Below are 19,112 nucleotides of genomic sequence, written 5' to 3' on the forward strand. Positions count from 1 at the left end.
TGGGTGGTGGCGGGGGGCGGCGCGGGCGCGAGGGGGGGGGAGGGGAGCGCGCGCGCTGGTCCCCCCCCCCCCGTGTGGGGGGGGGGGGGGGGGGGGGGGGGGGCGAGAAAGGGTCAGGCCGCCTTCTCCCAGCTGCCGCCGGGTTTCTGCTTCCAGTAGTTGCGCGTGACGCCCTCGCGCTCGGCCAAGCTCTTCCATGCCGTCCGCGCGTCCGCGACGCGTTCCTCGTCGAAGAACAGGAACGCCCGTTCGAAGCCGAGCGCCTCGTCGCGCCATCGGCCATCGGCGAGCGCGACGTTGCGGGCGTCGTTGCCCGCCTCCGGCTCCGGCGCGATCAGCGCGGGCTGCCCCGCATCTTCTCCCGCTCCCGCGAGCGCGTGGGGGAGGAAGCTGTCGCGGGCATACTCCCACAACACCCGGTCGAGCCGCTCCCGACGCCCCTCGTCCGCGTCGACGATCAGCAGCCGCCCACCGCCCGCCAGCACGCGCTCGGCGATGACGGGCAGCACGCGTTCGAGCGGCGTGGCGGTCAGGTGGTAGAAGTCGACCTGCAGATCAGCCCTCGAAATTGTCGGCGATGAAGCGGTCGAGCAGCTTCACGCCGTAGCCCGTCGCGCCCTTGTCATGGGTCGCGCCGGGCTTGTCGGACCAGACCATGCCGGCCACGTCGAGGTGCGCCCATTTCACGCCATCCTCCACGAAGCGCTGGATGAACTGCGCCGCCGTGATCGAGCCCGCGCCCTTGCCGCCGATGTTCTTCATGTCGGCGATGGGGCTGTCGATCATCTTGTCGTACGTCGCCGACAGCGGGAAGCGCCACAGCTTGTCGCCCGTCGCCAGCCCCGCCGCGGTCAGCTGCTCGGCTAAGCCGTCGTCGTTCGAGAACAGGCCGGCATATTCGTTGCCGAGGCTCACGATCATCGCGCCCGTCAACGTGGCGAGGTCGACCACCGTCTTCACCTTGTGCGTGCGCTGCACCCAGGTGATCGCGTCGGCGAGCACCAGCCGCCCTTCCGCGTCGGTGTTGAGGATCTCGATTGTCTGGCCGGACATGGAGGTGACCACGTCGCTCGGCCGCGTCGCGCCGCCGTCGGGCATGTTCTCGACCAGCCCGCATACGCCGACGACGTTGGCCTTCGCCTTACGCCCGGCTAGCGCCTTCATCGCGCCCGCGACGGCGCCCGCGCCGCCCATGTCCCACTTCATGTCCTCCATGCCCGCGCCGGGCTTGAGGGAGATGCCGCCCGTGTCGAACGTCACGCCTTTGCCGACGAGCGCGACGGCGGGGTCGCCCTCACCCGCACCCTGCCAGCGCATCACGAGCAGCTGGCCCTGGCGCACCGAGCCCTGGCTGACCGCGAGCAGCGCGCCCATGCCGAGCTCGCGCATCTCGGCCTCGCCCAGCACGCTGATCTCCAGGCCCAGCCCCTCCGTCTCGCGGCGGACGCGCTCGACGAAGCTTTCGGGGTAGATGATGTTGGGCGGCTCGGTCACGAGCATCTTGGTGAGCGCCAGGCCCTCTGTCACGGCAGCCTGCTTGCCCGCCTCGGCCTCCGTGCCGTCGGGCGCGGCGGCGATCACCACGCGCTCCAGCGTCGGCTTGGACGTCTCGGGCAGCTTGGTGCGGTACACGTTGTACTGCCAGCCCCGCTGCGCCGCCGCACCCGCGAAGCGCGCGACCGACTTGGCCGCCGGCGCCGTCGCAAGCGCGGACAGATCCACAGCGACCTCCGCCGCGCCCGAGCTGAGGAAGCGCGCGGTGAGCGCTCCGCCGGCCTTCTCCCAATCCGGCTCGTCACCCGACCCGACACCGAGCAGCACGAGGTGACGCACCTCGCCTTCGCCTACGAACAGCTCGACGAGCTTGCCGGCCTCGCCGTCGAAGCGGTTCGCCGCCGCCGCGCCCTCGGCGATGGCGCGCACGGCCTCGCGCCCGCTCAAGACGGTGCGTGACAGGCCGTCCTTCTCGATCGGCAGCACGACGATGCGGGCATCTTCAGGAAGTTGCGGCTGGAACTGGATCTGGATCGTCACGTGTCGATGAGCCTCGTAACCGGTAAGGGCCTGCCCTCTAGGCCCAAGCGACCGCCAGTCAAACCACCGGATTGCGGCGAAGTGCCCGCGATGCGATAGGCGGGCCACCAGCGCGGCCGATCAGGGCGGCCGCGCCGATCTAAAGGGCGAACCTCCTGACCGTTCCGCGTTCATCCGTCCTGGCGACCACGCTTGCGCTGCTCTGCGCCGCCGAGGCGCACGCGCAGGATCTGCAGGACCGCCCCGCCGATCCGCCCACCGCCGTCGAGATCGCCTCGCCCGCGTCCGACGAGCAGATCACCTTCAGCACCGACCGGCTGGAGTACGACACGGAGGCGGACGTCGTCACCGCGGTCGGCGAGGTGCGGCTGGCGCGCGAGGGCAACCGCCTTCGCGCCGACCGCGTCGTCTACAATCGCCGCACCGGCCAGGTCGTCGCGACCGGCAACGTCGCCGTCACCAACCCGCAGGGCGACGTAGCTTACGGCGACTCGATCGAGCTGACCGACTCACTTCGCGATGGCGTGGTGGAGAATATCCTGGTCGTGCTCGACGAGGGCGGCCGGCTCGCCGCTGTACGCGGAACGCGCGACGAGAACGGCGTCGTCTCCGTCGAGCAGGCGGCTTACACGCCCTGCCCCGTCGTGGACCAGGAAGACTGTCGGCCCAAGGAGCCGAGCTGGAAGGTCACCGCGGTCCGCATCGTGTATCGTCCCGACCGTAGCCGCGTCTATTTCAGTCGCCCGCGCTTCCACTTGTTCGGGCTGCCCGTCATCCCGCTTCCCAGCTTTTCGACCACGGTCGGCGGGGGAAGCGACAACGGCTTCCTGAGCCCCGACATCGGTTACAGCCGGGCGAACGGCGTGGAGGTTACCACGCCCTATTATTTCCGTCTGGCCCCGAACCGCGGGCTGACGGTCGCGCCTACCGTCTTCTCGCACGTGCTGCCGATGCTACGCACCGAATACCGGCAGCTCGATGAGCTCGGCGCGTTCCGGCTGACGGGCTACATCACCGCGAGCCGCCGCAGCGACGACTTGGTCGTGCAGCAGCCGACCGACCGCGACATGGCGCTGCGCGGTTATCTCGACGGCGTCGCGCGCTATCAGCTGTCGCCCAACTGGTCGGCCAGCGGCTCGCTCCGGATAGCCAGCGACCGCACCTTCCTGCGCCGCTACGACATTTCGCGCGACGACCGCCTGCGCAACACCGCGCGGCTCGAGCGGATCGACGCCGACAGCTACCTGTCCTTCACCGGCTGGGCGGTGCAGACGCTCCGCGTCGCGGACCCGCAAGGTCTGCAGCCGATCGCCCTGCCCGAGATCGACTATCGCCGCCGCTTCGCCGACCCCTGGCTCGGCGGCCGGTTCGAGGCGCAGCTCAACACGCTGGCGCTGACCCGTACCGCCGGCCAGGACACGCAGCGCGCGTTTGCCTCGCTCCGCTGGGACCTCAGGCGCATCACGACCTTGGGCCAGGAGGTGACGTTCACCGGCTACGCCCGCGCCGACGCCTACCACACGAACGACACGCTCTCCACGACCGTCGTCAACTATCGCGGGAACGAGGGCTTCACTGGCCGCGCGATCGGGGCGGCGGCGGTGGACGTGCGCTGGCCCTTCATCGGCCGGTTCATGAACGGCACGCAGCGGCTGATCCCGCGCGTGCAGCTCGTCGCCTCCCCGCGCATCCGCAACCTCGACATCCCCAACGAGGACGCACGCGCGATCGACCTGGAGGACTCCAACCTCTTCGCGCTCAACCGCTTTCCCGGTTACGACCGCTTCGAGGACTCGTCGCGCGTCACCTACGGGCTGCAATGGATCGCCACGCTGCCGGGCGTCGCCGTCGACGCGGTCGTCGGCCAGAGCTACCGCCTCGTCGACCGGCCAAGCATCTTGCCGGAAGGAACGGGACTTTCCGACCAGTTCTCCGACTATGTGGGCCGCACCGAGGTCCGCTTTCGCGACTTCGTCTCACTCACCCACCGCTTTCGCCTCGATAAGGACAATCTGGCGATACGCCGGAACGAGTTGGACGCGGCGATCGGCACGCGCGACACCTACGCGCTCGTCGGCTATCTCCGCCTCAACCGCGACATCGACCTCGCCAACGAGGACCTGCGCGACCGCGAGGAGGTGCGCGTGGCGGGCCGGGTTCAGTTCGCGCGCTTCTGGTCGGCCTTCGGCTCCGCCGTCGTGGACCTCACCAACCGCGACGAGGACGTGCTGTCGCTGTCCGACGGCTTCGACCCGATCCGCCACCGTTTGGGCGTCCAGTACGAGGACGACTGCCTCCGCCTCGGCTTCACCTGGCGCCGCTTCTACCAGGCGACCGGCGACGCGCGCAGCGGGAACGGGTTCCTCCTCACCCTTTCCTTGACCAACCTGGGCCGCTAAGCGCAGGTTCAGCGTATCGCGACTAGCAGGGCGGCCGGCGGGGGCAGGCCCCTTTATCGCCTAAGTCATTCGTGGGGTTGGAAAAGACGTGAAGCATCTCGTGTTCAAGGCGCATGTCGCCGCCGTGTCGCTGGCGATCGGTCTGGCGGGCGCGGGCTGGGCGCAGACGGTCCAGGACAACAGCGTGCCCGATACGGGCGGGCTGAACATCCCGTCCAACCTGCAGATTTTCGGCAAGGTCGATCCCAACGTCCGCAAGGCGACGGCGATCGTCAACGATACCGTGATCACGGGCACCGACGTCGACCAGCGCGTGGCGCTGATCGAGGCGGCGAACAACACCAAGATCGCGGGCGAGGAGCGCGAGCGGCTGAAGCTGCAGGTGCTGCGCCAGCTGATCGACGAGACGCTGCAGATCCAGGAGGCGGCGTCCAAGGAGATCACGGTGACGCCCGCCGAGCTCAACCAGAGCTACAACCGCGTCGCTCAGAACTTCAAGCAAAGCCCCGCGCAGTTCACGCAGTACCTGCGCCAGAACGGCTCCTCCGAGCGCTCGCTACGTCGCCAGATCGAGGGCGAGCTGGCGTGGCAGCGCTATCTCCGCCGCCAGATCGAGCCGCTGACCAATGTCGGCGAGGAGGAGGTCAAGTCCATCCTCCAGCGCATCGAGCAGTCGAAAGGCGCGACCGAGTACAACCTCCAGGAGATCTACATCGCCGCCCCGCCCGAGCGCGCTGCGGAAGGAGCCGCGAACGCGCAACGGATTATGCAGGAGATCGGCAAGCAGCAGCAGCCGTTCGCCTATTACGCGCGTAACTTCTCGGAGGCGACGACGCGGTCCACGGGCGGCGATCTGGGCTGGGTCCGCGCCGAGACGCTACCTCCTGAGATCGCGCAGGCCGCCGCGCAGATGCAGGTCGGGCAGGTCGCCGGCCCCGTCGAGGTGCCGGGCGGCTTCTCGATCCTGTACCTGACCGACAAGCGCCAGGTGCTGACCGCCGACCCGCGCAACGCCCGGCTCAGCCTGAAGCAGCTGACCGTGCGCTTCCCGGAAGGCGTGACGCAGGCGCAGGCTACGCAGCGCGCCGCCGCCTTCGCGGAAGCGACGCGCGCGCTCCGCGGCTGCGGCACCGTCGACCAGCTCGCCGCGAAGCTCGGCGCGGAGGTCGTCGACAATGACACGGTCCGCATCCGCGACCTGCCGGCGCAGCTTCAGGAAATCATGCTGAACCTGCAAGTCGGTCAGAGCACGCCGCCCTTCGGCACGCCGCAGGAAGGCGTGCGCGCGCTGGTGCTGTGCGGCCGCGACGACGCGCAGAGCGCCCAGCTCCCCTCGGTCGAGCAGGTGCAGAACCAGCTCGAACAGGCGCGCGTCAACCTGCGCGCGCAGCAGAAGCTGCGCGACCTGCGCCGCGACGCGATCGTCGAGTATCGCTGACTTGACGCAGTCCGGCCGCCCTCCGCTCGTCGTCGCCATGGGCGACCCGGCGGGCGTCGGGCCGGAGATCGTCGCCAAAGCCTGGGCTCAGCGCGCCGAGCGCAAGCTGCCGCCCTTCGTTGCCGTGGGCGACGTCCGCGCGGTGCAGCGCGTCTGGCCGGGCCCGGTCGCGCCCGTGCTCGACCTGGCGCAGGCGAGCGAGATGTTCGACCTCGCGCTGCCCGTCCTGACCGTGGAGGACGCGGGCGAGATCACGCCCGGCCAGCCCGACTTGGAGGGTGCCCGTTGTGCGCTCATGTCGCTGGAGATGGCGGTGGGCCTCGCCCGCTCGGGCGCCGCGCGGGGTCTGGTGACGGGGCCGGTCAGCAAGTCGCAGCTTTACAAGATCGGCTTCACCCACCCCGGCCAGACCGAATTCGTCGCCGAGCGCTGCGGCGTGTCGAAGAGTAACGCGGTCATGCTGCTCGCCGGCCCCACCTTGCGCGTCGTGCCGATCACCACGCACATCCCGCTCGCCCAGGTACCGGGCACGCTCTCGGTCGACCTCGTCCTCGCGAAAGCGCGCGCGACGGTGCGCGGCCTGCGCAAGAATTTCGGCATCGCCGAGCCGCGCCTCGCCTTCGCCGGCCTCAACCCGCACGCGGGCGAGGACGGCGCGATCGGGCGCGAGGAGATCGACATATTGGAGCCCGCGATCGCCGCGCTGCGCGACGAGGGCGTGGACGTGGTCGGGCCGTTGTCCGCCGACACTATGTTCCACGAACGCGCCCGCGCGCGCTACGACGTGGCGATCTGCTGCTACCACGACCAGGCGCTGGTGCCGATCAAGACGCTCCACTTCGACGACGGCGTGAACTTCACGCTGGGGCTGCCAATCGTGCGCTCCAGCCCTGACCACGGCACCGCCTTCCCCATCGCCGGCCGCGACCAGGCCCACCCCGGCGCGATGATCGCCGCCATCGCCATGGCGCACGAAGCCGCCGAGCGCCGCGCCGCGTCCGCGTCGACGTGACCGCCCTCCCCCCGCTGCGCGAGGTCGTCGCGCGGCACGGCCTCTCCGCGTCTAAGGCGCTGGGCCAGAACTTCCTCTTCGACGGTCAGCTCCTCGCGCGCATCGCCGCCGTGCCGGGCGACCTGACGGACGCCGAGGTGCTGGAGGTCGGCCCCGGCCCCGGCGGCCTCACCCGCGCGCTGCTGGCGGCCGGCGCGCGCGTCACCGCGATCGAGCGCGACCGCCGCTGCATTCCCGCGCTCGCCGAACTCTCGGACGCCTATCCCGGCCGCTTGCGCGTGATCGAGGGCGACGCGCTGGAGATCGACGCGCCGTCCTTGTTCGACGGACGTCCGCACATCGCGTCCAACCTGCCCTATAATGTCGGCACCGCGCTCCTCGTCGGCTGGCTCACCGGCGGGTGGCCGCCCTGGTGGGAGTCGCTGACGCTCATGTTCCAACGCGAGGTCGCCGAGCGCATCGTCGCCCCCGTCGGCTCGGACGCCTTCGGCCGCCTGGCGGTGCTCGCCCAATGGCGCGCGCACGCCCGGATTGCGATGCCGGTGCACCGCTCCGCCTTCACGCCGCCGCCCAAGGTCATGTCCGCAGTGGTCCATATCACGCCCGCCGATCAGCCGGGCGGCGTCGACCCGCTCGTGCTCGAACGCCTCACCGCCGCCGCCTTCGGCCAGCGCCGCAAGATGCTTCGGCAGTCGCTCAAAGGCATGGCGGGCGCGATCGAGGCGGCGAAACGGGCCGGCATCGACCCGACCCGCCGCGCCGAGACGGTGTCGGTCGCCGAGTGGGTGGAGATCGCGCGGGTGCTGAGCTAATCTAGCCTCAGCCGCTCCAGCACCGCGCGGACGTAGCTCGGCCCGACCTGGACCACCGCACCGTCCTTCATCTCCAGCGCGATCAGTCCCTTGCCGAGCCGCTGCACCCCCGCGACCTGCGCCGGGCGCACGAACGTCGAGCGGTGCACCCGCATCAGCTGCGCCGGGTCGAGCAGCTCCTCCAGCGCCGTCATCGAAATGCGGTGAATGTAGCTGCGCGTCGGCGTGTGCAGCATCACATAGTCCTTCGCCGCCTCGATCCAGTCGATCATGTCGATGGGCAGCCGCACGCGCCCGCCGCGGACCTGCACCCAAATCGCCTCGGCATGTCCAGACCCCTGAGGCGTTGGCGCGGCCGCCCAGGCGCGCTCGGCGGCCTCGCGCATCGCCCGCCTCCGCCGCGCCCGTTCCACCGCCTGACGCAGCCGGTCGAGGCGGACGGGCTTCAACAAATAGTCCGCCGCCTCCACGTCGAACGCGTCGGGGGCGTATTGCTCGAACGCGGTGACGAACACGATTTCCGGCCGCTTCTCCGCGGGCAGGTCGGCCGCGACCTTCAGCCCGCTCTTGCCGGGCATGGAGATGTCGAGCAGCACCAGGTCGGGCGCGAGCGCCGCGATCCGCTCGGACGCCTCCGTCCCGTTGCGCGCGACGCCGGCCACCTCGACCGCGTCCAGGTCGCCGATCAGCGCCTGGAGCCGGTCGAGCGCGAGCTGCTCGTCGTCGACTAGGAGGATGCGGAGCGCGCTCACGCGACCCTCGCCAGGCTTGCGACGCGGCGCTGGAGCGGCAGCCGGACGATCGCCAGGAACCCGCGCTCGCGCCGCACCGCCTCCAGCGAGCCGCGGGCGCCGTAGAGCACGGCCAGCCGCTGGCGTATGTTGGCGAGGCCCACGCCCGTGCCGGGCTTCACCTCCGCCGCCCCGTCGCCGTCGTCCTCCACCATTAGCAGCAGGTCGTCCGCATCGCGCGCCACCTCGACGCGCACCATCACCGGCCGGTTGGCGGGCGCGACGGCGTATTTAATCGCGTTCTCGACCAGCGGCTGCAGCAGGAAGCTGGGGAGCAGGGCGTCGTTCAAGTCGGGCGGACAGCTGAACTCGACGGCGAGGCGATCGTCAAAGCGGACGGCCTCGATCTCGAGATAATGCTGCAGCGTCGCCAGCTCGTCCTCGACGCTCGTCAGGCCTTCCGGATCAGCCGCGAGCGTCGCGCGGAGGAAGCCGGACAGCTTGGACAGCATCTCGTCCGCCTCGGCCGTGCGGCGCGTCACGACGAGCGAGCTCACCGCATTCAGCGTATTGAACAGGAAGTGCGGGTTGAGCTGATAGCGTAGCGCCGCGAGCCGGGCGGCGCTGGCGGCCGCCTCGGCCTGGGCGGCGGCTTCGCGCGCCTCGGCCAGCTCCCGCTCTCGGGCGCGTCCGAGGTTGTTCGCCTCCAGCACGGTGAACGCCGCGCCGAGCAGCGCGAACTGCCACACCAGCGCCACGAAGTTGGTGGTGGCGCGCATCCCGAACGATGCGGGCTTGGCCGAGTGATCGATCAGGTCGCGCAGCACCACGCTCGTGCCCGCGTCATAGAGCGCGAGAACGGCGGAGGCGGCCATCACCGCGCCCGCCAGCGTCGCCAGGCGCGCGGGCGCGCTCAGCCGCCGGACGCGGCGCACGGCGAAATACACCCCGGCCGACAGGATCGCGCCCATGGTGCAGATGTTTGTGACCGAGAGCGCGACATACGCGCCCGGCCCGCCCTGAAACAGCCGATACGGGATGAGGTAGAGCGTACCCGACAGCGCCCAGGTGGCGACGGTGAGCCAGGCGGCCTGCCGGGTTTCGGAATTGAGGCGCATCGCGGGTCACACCCTAAGCGAGTCGGAGGGAACGCCGCCAGTTCTAGCGCACGCGCCCGCCGGGCGCGTCCCGCCCCGTCGCGCGGGCGTCCGGCTTCGTCGCGGCGATCGGCGTTCGTCGCGGGGTCGGCGCGGCGCGGGCGTGGGCGTGGGCCCGTCGTGGCAGAGGCCGCTCATCGCTCCAGCCAATGAGGCCCGCCATGCGCAAGCTCGTTCCCGCCCTACTCCTCGCCGCCGCCGTGCCGGCCACCGCCGAACCGCTGGAGGTGCTGCCGACCGGCCATCCAGTCGCCCAGGTCCGTCTCGGCGACCGCGGCCCGTACCGCTTCGTCATCGACACGGCGGCGAGCAACACCAGCCTCCTGCCGCGCCTCGCCGACCAGCTGCCCGAGTTGCGACGGGACGCCGCCGATGCGCCACTCAACGCCGCCTCGGGCCGGACGACGACCCAGATCGCCAAGCTGCCCCGGTTCGTCGCGCACGGCCGCACCTTTCGCGACCTGCCCGCCTTTCTGCTGCCCGCCGGTCCTGTGGACGCGCTGGGCGTCGACGGCGTACTCGGCGCGGACGTGGTGAGCACCTACGCGCTGGAGATCGACGCACCAGGCCGCCGCTGGTCGCTGCTCGACGCGCCCACGCCCACCATGCTCCGCGGCACGCTGCCGCCCGTACCGTTCACGCTCGACGCCGCCCGCGCGCCGCGGGTGACCGTGATGCTGAACGGGAAGCCGGTGCCCGCCATCCTCGACACAGGCGCGCGCGCCACCTTCGTGAACTGGGCGGCGGCGAGGCTGGCGGGCGTGACGCCGGACACCCCCGGCCTGTCATCGGGCGGCGAGGCGAAAGGCGTGAGCCGACATGCCACCCCGACCGCCTCCACGACGTTCGAAGTCGCCGTCGGCGAGTATCAGCGGCCTGCGGCGAAGGTACGGATCGCCGACCTGCCCATCTTCGCCCTGGTCGGCATGGGCAACGGCCCGGCGATGATCTTAGGTATCGACGCCTTCGCCGACCGGCGGATCGTCATCGACCATCCGCGCGGGCAGCTCCACATCGCCCGCTGAGCGGTCGCTTAGTTGCTCGCCTCGGGCTTGGGCGGCACTGTCGTCGCCGCGGCCGTGGTCAACGGCGGACCTTTGGCGATCACCGCCGCCAGCGCTCCCGCGTCCGGGCACGTGCCCTTGCACAGCGTCTTGATCTTGGCGAGGTTCTGCTGGGCCTGATTCACCGCGCCCTTGCGGACCAGCGCCTCGCCCTGCCCGCGCAGCGCGGCGGTGTCGTTCGGCTCGAGCAGCAGCGCCTCGCGATAGAGGCGGATCGCCTTGCCCGGCAGGTCGCGTGCGTCGGCCACGCCGGCCAGCATCACGAACGCGGCGCGGTTGCGCGGGTCGACGACGACCGCGGTCTCCAGGAGGTCGGTGGCGCGCTCCAGGTCGCCCGCCGCCCGCGCGGCGCGCGCCTGCGCCAGGAGCTCGACCGATTTGGGATTGATCTGATCGTCGGGCCGCTGCCCGCTCAACGAGGTGGAGATCGACGCCAGCGCCAGGGTTGCGGCAATGGCGACGGACGAAACACGCATGATCGTCTCCGAATGGGGCACAGGACCAGGGCTAGCACGCACGCCGGAGCCGCGCGACGAAAAATCCGTCGGTACGGTCCCGCGCCGGGCTGAGCCGCAGTCCGGCCCCATGTGGGCGTCCGACCGGCAGGTTCAACGCCTCCGCGCGCCAGTCCGGATGCGCGGCAAGGAACGCGTCGACCTGTCCCCGCCCCTCCTCGTCGAGCAGCGAGCAGACGATGTGCACCAGCGCGCCGCCGGGCCTGACCAGCTCGGCCGCGACGTCGAGCAGGTGCGCCTGCGTCTTGACCAGTCGCGCGAGCCGCTCGGGCGTCAGCCGCCAGCGTGCTTCGGGGTTGCGCCGCCACGTGCCCGTTCCGGAACAGGGCGCATCCACCAGCACGCAATCCGCCGCGCCGCGCCAGTCCTCCAGCGCGTCCAGCTCGCGTCCGGGTTTGAGCAGCCGCGTCTCCACGATCGATATCCCCGCCCGCTCCGCCCGAGGTCGGAGATTACTCAGCCGCCCTCGATCGGCGTCGGTCGCGAGGATCAGCCCCTCGTTCCGCATCGTCGCGGCGAGCGCCAACGTCTTGCCGCCCCCACCAGCGCATAGATCGACAATCCGCTGGCCCGGCTCGGCCTGCGCTGCGAGCGTTACCGCCTGGCTACCAGCGTCCTGCACCTCGACGAGCCCTGCGAGCGGGGTCACGTCCGTCCCCGCCGGTAGCCTGAGCGCGGCCGGCAATCCGGGAACCGCCTCCGCCCCCGGCAGTCGTCCCGCGATCTCGTCCGGATCGGCCCGCAACCGGTTCACCCGCACGTCGAGCGGCGCTCGCTCGACCAGCGCCGCCCCCTCCGCCTCGTCCAGTCCCGACGCCGCTAGCTTGTCGAGGAGCCAGCCCGGCGCGATCCCCCGCGTGGCGACCGGCTCGCCCGGCGCGATCGGCCTCGGCCCATGCGCGCTCCCGTCGAACGTCGCCTCGACCGCCGGGTCGCCCAGCGCCAGCACCGCCGCCCGCCCGCTCGCCGGCGCCTCGCCGCACGCGCGAATCGCCGCGAACACCAGCTCGCGCACCGCCCGCCGGTCCTTCGACCCGGCGTAGCGCCGCTGCGCGAAGTAGCGCTGCACCACCGTATCCGCCGCCGCCCCGCCCTCGCGCGCGGCGGCGGTGATCTGGTCGATGAGCTCGATCGCAGCTTGGGTACATGCTGCCGGCGTCACTTCTTCTCCCTCTCCCCTCTGGGGAGAGGGCCGGGGAGAGGGGCAGTGCGTCACCGCATCGCCAGCTCCTGCCCCTCTCCCGCCTTCGCTACGCTCGGCACCCTCTCCCCAGAGGGGAGAGGGATAGGATCAACGCGTCGGATAGTTCGGCGCTTCCCGCGTGATCGTCACGTCGTGGACGTGGCTCTCCTTCAGCCCCGCGCCCGTGATGCGGACGAACTGCGACCGCCCGCGCAGGTCCTCCAGCGTGCGGCTGCCGGTATAGCCCATCGCCGCCTTCACGCCGCCGACGAGCTGGTGGATCACGTCCTTGGCCGGGCCCTTGTACGGCACCTGCCCCTCGATCCCCTCCGGCACCAGCTTGAGCTGGTCCTTGATGTCCTGCTGGAAGTAGCGGTCTGCCGATCCCTTCGCCATCGCGCCGACCGAGCCCATCCCGCGGTACGATTTATAAGCGCGGCCCTGGTACAGGAACGTCTCGCCCGGCGCCTCCTCGGTTCCCGCGAGCAGCGAGCCCACCATGCACGCCGACGCGCCCGCCGCGAGCGCCTTGGCGAGGTCGCCCGACGTGCGCAGACCGCCGTCGGCGATTACCGGCACGCCCGCCTTCAGCCCCGCCTCCGCGCAGTCCATCACCGCCGTCAGCTGCGGCACGCCCACGCCTGCCACGACGCGCGTGGTGCAGATCGAGCCCGGGCCGATGCCGACCTTCACGCCGTCAGCCCCCGCGTCGATCAGTGCCCGCGTCGCGTCGGCGGTCGCGACGTTGCCCGCGATCACCTGCACCGAGTTGGACAGCTTCTTCACGCGCTCCACCGCGCGGCTGACGTCTCGGTTGTGGCCGTGCGCCGTGTCGATGACGAGCAGGTCGAGCTCGGCGTCGACCAGCGCCTCCGTCCGCTCGAAACCCTTGTCGCCCACCGTCGACGCCGCGGCGACGCGCAGCCGCCCCGCCGCATCCTTGGTCGCGTTCGGGTTGAGCACCGCCTTTTCGATGTCCTTGACCGTGATCAGGCCCACGCAGCGGTACGCGTCGTCCACCACCAGCAGCTTCTCGATCCGCCGCTGGTGGAGCAGCCGCCGCGCTTCCTCCTGCCCCACGTCCGCCGATACGACCGCCAGGTCCTCGCGCGTCATCAGCTCGGACACGGGCTGGCGCGGGTTCTCGGCGAAGCGCACGTCGCGGTTGGTCAGGATGCCGCAGAGCTTGCCGTCCCGCTCGACGACGGGAATGCCGCTGATCCGGTTCTCCGCCATGATCCGCTGCGCGTCCGCCAGCGTCGCGTCCGGCGCGATCGTGATCGGGTTGACGACCATGCCCGACTCGAACCGCTTCACCTGGCGGACGGCGGCGACCTGTTGCTCGACCGACAGGTTGCGGTGGAGCACGCCGATCCCACCCAACTGCGCCATGACGATCGCCATCTCGGCCTCGGTCACGGTGTCCATCGCGGCGGACAGCACCGGGATCTCCAGCGCGATCCCGCGCGTCACCCGCGTCCGCGTGTCTGCCTGGCTGGGCAGCACCTCCGACTCCGCCGGGTACAGGAGCACGTCGTCGAAAGTGAGGCCTAGCCGGATGTCCATGGTTTGCGCCGCCCGCGGTGGAGAGTGGCGCGCCATGTAACCACTGGCCGCGTCGGCGGCTAGTGCCCGCGCCGGTCCACGAGCAGCTCTCGAATTTCCGTGTTGGTTACGTGCCGCGCGGCTATGATCCCGGCGACATACCGAGGGGAGAGAATCATGGGCGTCGCCGTCGTCGCGCTACTCGTAGCGCTAGTGCTCCTGTACCTGTTCGCGTCGATCAAGATCGTGCGCCAGGGCTACCAGTACACGATCGAGCATTTCGGCCGCTTCACCACCGTCGCCCGGCCCGGCTTCAACTTCTACCCGGCCTTCTTCTACCGCGTGGGCCGGCGCGTGAACATGATGGAGCAGGTGATCGACATCCCCGGCCAGGAGATCATCACGCGCGACAACGCGATGGTCTCGACCGACGGCGTCGTCTTCTTCCAGGTGCTCGATCCCGCCAAGGCCGCCTATGAGGTCGCCGACCTGATGATCGCGCTCCAGCAGATCACCACCACCAACCTGCGCACCGTCATGGGCTCGATGGACCTCGACGAGACCCTGTCCAAGCGCGACGAGATCAACGCGCGGCTCCTGTCCGTTGTCGACCACGCCACCGATCCTTGGGGCGTCAAGATCACCCGCGTCGAGATTAAGGACATCCGCCCGCCGACCGACATCGTCAACGCCATGGCGCGCCAGATGAAGGCCGAGCGCGAGAAGCGCGCCAACATCCTCGAAGCCGAGGGCAGCCGCGCCTCCGAGATCCTGCGCGCCGAAGGCCAGAAGCAGGCGCGCATCCTGGAGGCGGAGGGCCGCCGCGAGTCCGCCTTCCGCGACGCCGAGGCCCGCGAGCGCGCCGCCGAGGCGGAGGCCAAGGCGACCGAGGTCGTCTCCGACGCGATCCAGCGCGGCGGCACGCAGGCGATCAACTATTTCGTCGCGCAGAAATACGTGGAGGCGGTCGGCAAGTTCGCGACCTCGCCCAACGCCAAGACGATCCTGTTCCCCGTCGAGGCGACCAACCTGATCGGCACGCTCGGCGGCATCGGCGAGCTCGCCAAGGAGGCGCTGGGTTCCGCGTCGAAGCCGCAGACGCCTGAGACGCCGCAAGCCCAAGTAGCGGGCGCGCGCCGCGGGCCGTTCGAGCTGCCCAAGCAGTGAGCCTGGACGACCTGTCCGGCGCGGGCGCGTGGTTCCTCCTCGCGCTCGCGCTGGGCCTCGCGGAGCTGTTCGCGCCCGGCGTCTTCCTCGTCTTCGTGGCGTTCGCCGCGGCGATCACCGGCGCGATCCTGCTCGCCGTCCCCGACCTGCCGCTTATCGGCCAGCTCGTCTCGTTCGCGCTGTGGAGCGGCGTCGCCGTGTTCGTCGGCCGCCGCTGGTACCACGAAAACCCCGTCGAGAGCGACGACGCCCTCTTGAACGACCGCGCCGCCCGCCTGCTCGGGCAGGTGGTGACGGTGGTCGACCCGATCGAGCACGGCCGCGGCCGCGTGCGCGTCGGCGACTCCGTCTGGCTCGCCCGCGGGCCGGAGACGGTGGCGGGCGAGCGGGTGCGCGTCGTCGCGGTGGACGGGGCGATGCTGGTGGTGGAGGCGCTCTAGCCCGCCCTCGACAGCGCCGCCTCGACCCGCCACAACCCGCCCATGCACCTGACCCGCCGCACCCTTCTCGCCTCCTCCGGCGCGACGTTCGCGCTCGTCGCCCTCCCCGCCCGCGCCGAGCAAGCGGGCGACGCCAAAGCCGCCCTCGACGCCGTCGCTGAGGATTATCTCCGCGCCTTTCCCACCGACGCGTCCGAGCTGGGCATCGACACCGGCGCGCGCGCGGCGCTCCGGTCGCGGCTCACCGACAAGAGCCCTGCGGGGCAGCAGGCGATCACCGCCATGCTCCGCCGCAACGTCGCCCGGCTGAACGGGCTCGCCGCGGCCGACGCCGAGACGCGCCTCCACGCCGACGTTGTCCGCACCGCCTATGAGAGCGCGCTCCGAGGCTACGCGTTCGGCTACGGCGACGTCCATGTCGGCGGCTGGCGCAACAGCCCCTATGTCGTCATCCAGAACGTCGGCGCGTATATCGACATCGCCCGCCTGCTCGAAGCGACGCACAAGCTGGAGACGCCCGCCGACGCGGACGCCTACCTGTCGCGCCTCGGGGCCTATGCCGGCCAGCTCGACGGCGAGACCGCGCGTCTCCGCGACGCGACCGCCAAAGGCGTGATCCCGCCCGCCTTCCTGCTCGACAAGGCGATCGCGCAGCTCCGGCTCGCGCGCGGCGGCGACCCCGCCTCCTGGTCGCTCGTGACGACGCTCGCCGCCAGATATCCGGACCGCCGCGCCCGCGCCGCGGAGGTCGCGCGCGCCCGCATCCTGCCCGCGCTCGACCGCCAGATCGCCGCGCTCGTCGAGCAGCGCGCCCGCGCGGGCGACGTGGCGGGCGTGCATCGCCTGCCCGACGGCCCGGCCTATTACCGCTGGGCGCTCCAGGCCGCGACCACCACGACGCGTGACCCCGACGAGATCCACGCCCAGGGGCTGGACGAGCTGAAGAACCTCCAGTCCCAGATGGACGCGCTGCTTCGCCCGCTCGGCTATACCGACGGCGGCGTCGGCCGGCGCATGCGCGCGCTGGGCCAGGACAAGCGCTTCCTCTTCCCCGGAGACGATGCCGGCCGCGCCCAGATCATCGCCTATTGCGAGAGCAAGATCGCGGCGATCCGGCCCAAGCTGCCCGAGCTGTTCGGCCGTCCCGTCAAGGGCATCGTCGAGGTCCGCCGCATCCCGCCCGCCGAGGAGCCCGGTGCGGCCGGCGCCTATGGCGGCGCGGGGTCGCTCGACGGCTCCATCCCCGGCCGCTTCTGGATCAATCTGCGCGACCCGGGCAGCATCCCGCGCTTCACCCTGCCGACGCTGACGATGCACGAGGCGATCCCCGGCCATGTGTGGCAGGGCGAGTACGCGCATCGCCTGCCGCTCATCCGTACGCTGCTCGGCTTCAGCGCGTACCAGGAAGGCTGGGCGCTCTACGCCGAACAGCTCGCCGACGAGGTCGGCCTCTACGCCGACGATCCCGCAGGCCGGCTCGGCTATCTCCAGGCCCAGGCGTTCCGCGCCGCGCGCCTCGTCGTCGACACCGGACTCCATTACAAGCGCTGGACGCGCGAGCAGGCCAAGAGCTGGTTCGCGGAGGCGACCGGCCAGGAACCCGGCGAGATCGAGAGCGAGGTCGACCGCTACTGCGCATGGCCCGGCCAGGCCTGCGCTTACAAGATCGGCCATTCGGAGATCGCGCGCCTGCGCGACGCGACCCGCGCGCGCCTGGGTACGCGCTACGACCGCCGCGCCTTCAACGACGCCGTGGTGCAGGCCGGGCCGGTGCCGATGACGGTGCTGGCGGGGGTCGTGGGCGAGTTGGGCTGAGGTCCCGTCCCTAACCGACCCTTACTCCCGTCATGCCGGACTTGATCCGGCATCCACGCGCGTCCGATCGTTGGAAAGCGCCTTCGAGAACAGGCGTGCCGCGCGTGGACCCCGGGTCAAGCCCGGGGTGACGGAAGAAGTGAAGCGAGCGACGGCCTACGCCGCGACCGCCGCCTTCGGCGCAGCCTCGCGCACGCCCTGGTCGACATGGTCGGCGAACTGGGCGAAGTTCTCGTTGAACAGGTCGACCAGCTTCGCCGCCGTCGCGTCGTATTCGGCCTTGTCCGCCCAGGTCTCGCGAGGGTCGAGGATGGACGAGTCCACGCCCGGCACGCCGACGGGCACCTTGAACCCGAAATTCGGGTCCGTCCGGAACTCGGCGTCGTTCAAAGACCCGTCGAGCGCGGCGTTGAGCAGCGCGCGCGTCGCCTTAATCGGCATGCGGTGGCCCACGCCGTACTTGCCGCCCGTCCAACCGGTGTTGACCAGCCAGCAGTCGACCGCGCCGCGCGCGATCCGCTCCTTCAGCAGGTTGCCGTACACCGACGGGTGCCGCGGCATGAACGGCGCGCCGAAGCAGGTCGAGAAGGTCGCGTCCGGCTCGGTGACGCCGATCTCCGTCCCCGCCACGCGCGCGGTGTAGCCCGACAGGAAGTGGTACATCGCCTGATCGGGCGTCAGCTTCGCGATCGGCGGCAGGATGCCGTACGCGTCCGCCGTCAGCATGACGATGTTGCGCGGCACCGGCCCCATATTCTCGTCCGACGCGTTCGGGATGAAGTCGATCGGATAGGCCCCGCGGCTGTTCTCCGCCAGCCGGTTGTCGTCGAGGTCGAGCTGGCGCGTGACCGGGTCCATGACCACATTCTCGAGCACGGTGCCGAACCGCTTGGTCGTCGCGAAGATCTCCGGCTCCGCTTCGGGCGACAGCCGGATCATCTTGGCGTAGCAGCCGCCCTCGAAGTTGAAGACCGCGGTGTCCGACCAGCCATGCTCGTCGTCGCCGATCAGCGTGCGCGCCGGGTCGGCCGACAGCGTCGTCTTGCCCGTGCCCGACAGGCCGAAGAAGACCGCCGTATCGCCCTTCGGCCCGATGTTCGCCGAGCAGTGCATCGGCATGACGCCGGTAGGCGGCAACAGGTAGTTGAGCACGCCGAACACCGACTTCTTCATCTCGCCCGCGTAGCGCGTGCCGCCGATCAGGATTAGCTTCTCCGAGAAGTTGACGGCGATCACCGTCTCCGACCGGCAGCCGTGCCGCTGCGGGTTGGCGCGGAAGCTGGGCAGGTCGATGATCGTGTAGTCGGGCGCGAAGTCCTTCAACTCGCGCTCCTCAGGACGCACGAGCATGGTGCGGATGAACAGGTTGTGCCAGGCGAGCTCGTTCACGACGCGCACGCGGACGCGGTGGCCGGGCTGCGACCCGCCATAGAGGTCCTGCACGAACAGGTCCTCCATGCCGTGCACCGCCTTCAGGAAATCGGCCTTGAGCGCGGCGAAATGCTCGGGGTTCATCGCCTTGTTCGACTTGCCCCACCAGACGCTGCTCTCGGTCTCGGCGTCGCGGACGATGAACTTGTCCTGCGCCGACCGGCCCGTGTGCGCGCCCGTCTCGACGACGAGCGGCCCCTCTGCGGACAGCTTGCCCTCGCGGCGCGCGACGGCGGTCTCGACCAGCTTGGCGGTGACCAGGTTCCAGTGAAGCGTCGCCCTCGTCTCGATACCCTGACGGTCGAGACCGAAGTTCGGAATACGCTCGTTCACTTGACGCATCTCCCCAGTTGTGCGCGCCGTTCGGCG

16 protein-coding genes are annotated in these 19,112 nt (G+C 70.7%); 8 read left to right on the forward strand and 8 right to left on the reverse strand.

Features of this window, described 5'->3' with window-relative positions; genetic code table 11:
- Positions 1–113: 113 nt before the first annotated feature.
- Together CKY28_RS03180 and CKY28_RS03185 are read right to left on the reverse strand one after the other, a co-directional pair.
- Positions 114–554 carry a DNA polymerase III subunit chi gene (locus CKY28_RS03180; RefSeq protein ID WP_095996920.1) on the reverse strand — a complete coding sequence of 147 codons (441 nt, stop codon included), beginning with the start codon at positions 552–554 and terminating at the stop codon, positions 114–116.
- 1 nt (position 555) lies between these two features.
- Positions 556–2,028: a leucyl aminopeptidase gene (locus CKY28_RS03185; protein WP_095997601.1), complete on the reverse strand. Its 1,473-nt coding sequence runs from the start codon at positions 2,026–2,028 to the stop codon at positions 556–558.
- Between the two features lie 161 nt (positions 2,029–2,189).
- On the opposite strand from CKY28_RS03185, the gene CKY28_RS03190 reads away from it, so the two are divergent.
- From CKY28_RS03190 to rsmA, 4 genes are all read left to right on the forward strand, one after another.
- The gene (locus CKY28_RS03190; protein WP_095996921.1) at positions 2,190–4,433 is read left to right on the forward strand and encodes an LPS-assembly protein LptD; all 2,244 of its coding nucleotides are present in this window, start codon (positions 2,190–2,192) and stop codon (positions 4,431–4,433) included.
- An 88-nt stretch (positions 4,434–4,521) separates the two neighbouring features.
- Positions 4,522–5,871 carry a peptidylprolyl isomerase gene (locus tag CKY28_RS03195; protein ID WP_095996922.1) on the forward strand — a complete coding sequence of 450 codons (1,350 nt, stop codon included), beginning with the start codon at positions 4,522–4,524 and terminating at the stop codon, positions 5,869–5,871.
- 1 nt (position 5,872) lies between these two features.
- A complete protein-coding gene (gene pdxA, locus CKY28_RS03200) occupies positions 5,873–6,883 on the forward strand; it encodes a 4-hydroxythreonine-4-phosphate dehydrogenase PdxA (protein WP_281253199.1) in 1,011 nt (336 codons plus the stop codon).
- Positions 6,880–7,695 carry a 16S rRNA (adenine(1518)-N(6)/adenine(1519)-N(6))-dimethyltransferase RsmA gene (gene rsmA / locus CKY28_RS03205; RefSeq protein WP_095996923.1) on the forward strand — a complete coding sequence of 272 codons (816 nt, stop codon included), beginning with the start codon at positions 6,880–6,882 and terminating at the stop codon, positions 7,693–7,695. Before pdxA ends, rsmA begins: the two co-directional genes overlap by 4 nt.
- Here rsmA and CKY28_RS03210 read toward each other — a convergent pair.
- Positions 7,692–8,447, reverse strand: coding sequence for a LytR/AlgR family response regulator transcription factor (locus CKY28_RS03210; protein ID WP_095996924.1), 756 nt, complete (start codon positions 8,445–8,447; stop codon positions 7,692–7,694). The two genes, rsmA and CKY28_RS03210, sit on opposite strands and share 4 nt — an antisense overlap.
- Entirely contained in the window at positions 8,444–9,544 is a 1,101-nt protein-coding gene (locus tag CKY28_RS03215; RefSeq protein ID WP_095996925.1) for a sensor histidine kinase, read from the reverse strand. Before CKY28_RS03215 ends, CKY28_RS03210 begins: the two co-directional genes overlap by 4 nt.
- 200 nt (positions 9,545–9,744) lie before the next feature.
- On the opposite strand from CKY28_RS03215, the gene CKY28_RS03220 reads away from it, so the two are divergent.
- Positions 9,745–10,608 (forward strand): retroviral-like aspartic protease family protein, encoded by an 864-nt coding sequence (locus tag CKY28_RS03220; protein ID WP_176472940.1) that lies wholly within the window; start codon positions 9,745–9,747, stop codon positions 10,606–10,608.
- 8 nt (positions 10,609–10,616) lie between these two features.
- Here CKY28_RS03220 and CKY28_RS03225 read toward each other — a convergent pair whose 3' ends face one another.
- From CKY28_RS03225 to guaB, 3 genes are all read right to left on the reverse strand, one after another.
- The gene (locus tag CKY28_RS03225; protein WP_095996927.1) at positions 10,617–11,123 is read right to left on the reverse strand and encodes a tetratricopeptide repeat protein; all 507 of its coding nucleotides are present in this window, start codon (positions 11,121–11,123) and stop codon (positions 10,617–10,619) included.
- 31 nt (positions 11,124–11,154) lie between these two features.
- Positions 11,155–12,324 carry an RsmB/NOP family class I SAM-dependent RNA methyltransferase gene (locus tag CKY28_RS03230; RefSeq protein WP_095996928.1) on the reverse strand — a complete coding sequence of 390 codons (1,170 nt, stop codon included), beginning with the start codon at positions 12,322–12,324 and terminating at the stop codon, positions 11,155–11,157.
- Between the two features lie 129 nt (positions 12,325–12,453).
- Positions 12,454–13,911 (reverse strand): IMP dehydrogenase, encoded by a 1,458-nt coding sequence (guaB, locus tag CKY28_RS03235; protein WP_095996929.1) that lies wholly within the window; start codon positions 13,909–13,911, stop codon positions 12,454–12,456.
- Between the two features lie 156 nt (positions 13,912–14,067).
- Here guaB and CKY28_RS03240 point away from each other — a divergent pair, with 156 nt between their 5' ends.
- Genes CKY28_RS03240 through CKY28_RS03250 form a run of 3 tightly spaced genes read left to right on the forward strand, consistent with a single transcriptional unit; the run spans position 14,068 to position 17,312 of the window.
- Entirely contained in the window at positions 14,068–15,057 is a 990-nt protein-coding gene (locus CKY28_RS03240; RefSeq protein WP_095996930.1) for an SPFH domain-containing protein, read from the forward strand.
- Complete coding sequence (locus CKY28_RS03245; protein ID WP_095996931.1) at positions 15,054–15,497, forward strand: NfeD family protein; 444 nt, start codon at positions 15,054–15,056, stop codon at positions 15,495–15,497. Before CKY28_RS03240 ends, CKY28_RS03245 begins: the two co-directional genes overlap by 4 nt.
- Positions 15,498–15,539: 42 nt before the next feature.
- Positions 15,540–17,312: a DUF885 domain-containing protein gene (locus CKY28_RS03250; protein ID WP_095996932.1), complete on the forward strand. Its 1,773-nt coding sequence runs from the start codon at positions 15,540–15,542 to the stop codon at positions 17,310–17,312.
- Positions 17,313–17,468: 156 nt separating this feature from the next.
- Here CKY28_RS03250 and CKY28_RS03255 read toward each other — a convergent pair whose 3' ends face one another.
- Positions 17,469–19,076: a phosphoenolpyruvate carboxykinase gene (locus CKY28_RS03255; RefSeq protein ID WP_095996933.1), complete on the reverse strand. Its 1,608-nt coding sequence runs from the start codon at positions 19,074–19,076 to the stop codon at positions 17,469–17,471.
- Positions 19,077–19,112 lie beyond the last annotated feature (36 nt).

This window comes from Sphingomonas lenta (assembly GCF_002288825.1).
Lineage (GTDB): Bacteria > Pseudomonadota > Alphaproteobacteria > Sphingomonadales > Sphingomonadaceae > Sphingomonas > Sphingomonas lenta.

Bases quoted from the DNA above. Each gene is read 5' to 3' on its own strand.
- CKY28_RS03215 (WP_095996925.1), bottom strand. From the start codon at position 9,544: ATGCGCCTCAATTCCGAAACCCGGCAGGCCGCCTGGCTCACCGTCGCC.
- CKY28_RS03220 (WP_176472940.1), top strand. From the start codon at position 9,745: ATGCGCAAGCTCGTTCCCGCCCTACTCCTCGCCGCCGCCGTGCCGGCC.
- guaB (WP_095996929.1), bottom strand. From the start codon at position 13,911: ATGGACATCCGGCTAGGCCTCACTTTCGACGACGTGCTCCTGTACCCG.
- CKY28_RS03225 (WP_095996927.1), bottom strand. From the start codon at position 11,123: ATGCGTGTTTCGTCCGTCGCCATTGCCGCAACCCTGGCGCTGGCGTCG.
- CKY28_RS03250 (WP_095996932.1), top strand. From the start codon at position 15,540: ATGCACCTGACCCGCCGCACCCTTCTCGCCTCCTCCGGCGCGACGTTC.
- CKY28_RS03240 (WP_095996930.1), top strand. From the start codon at position 14,068: ATGGGCGTCGCCGTCGTCGCGCTACTCGTAGCGCTAGTGCTCCTGTAC.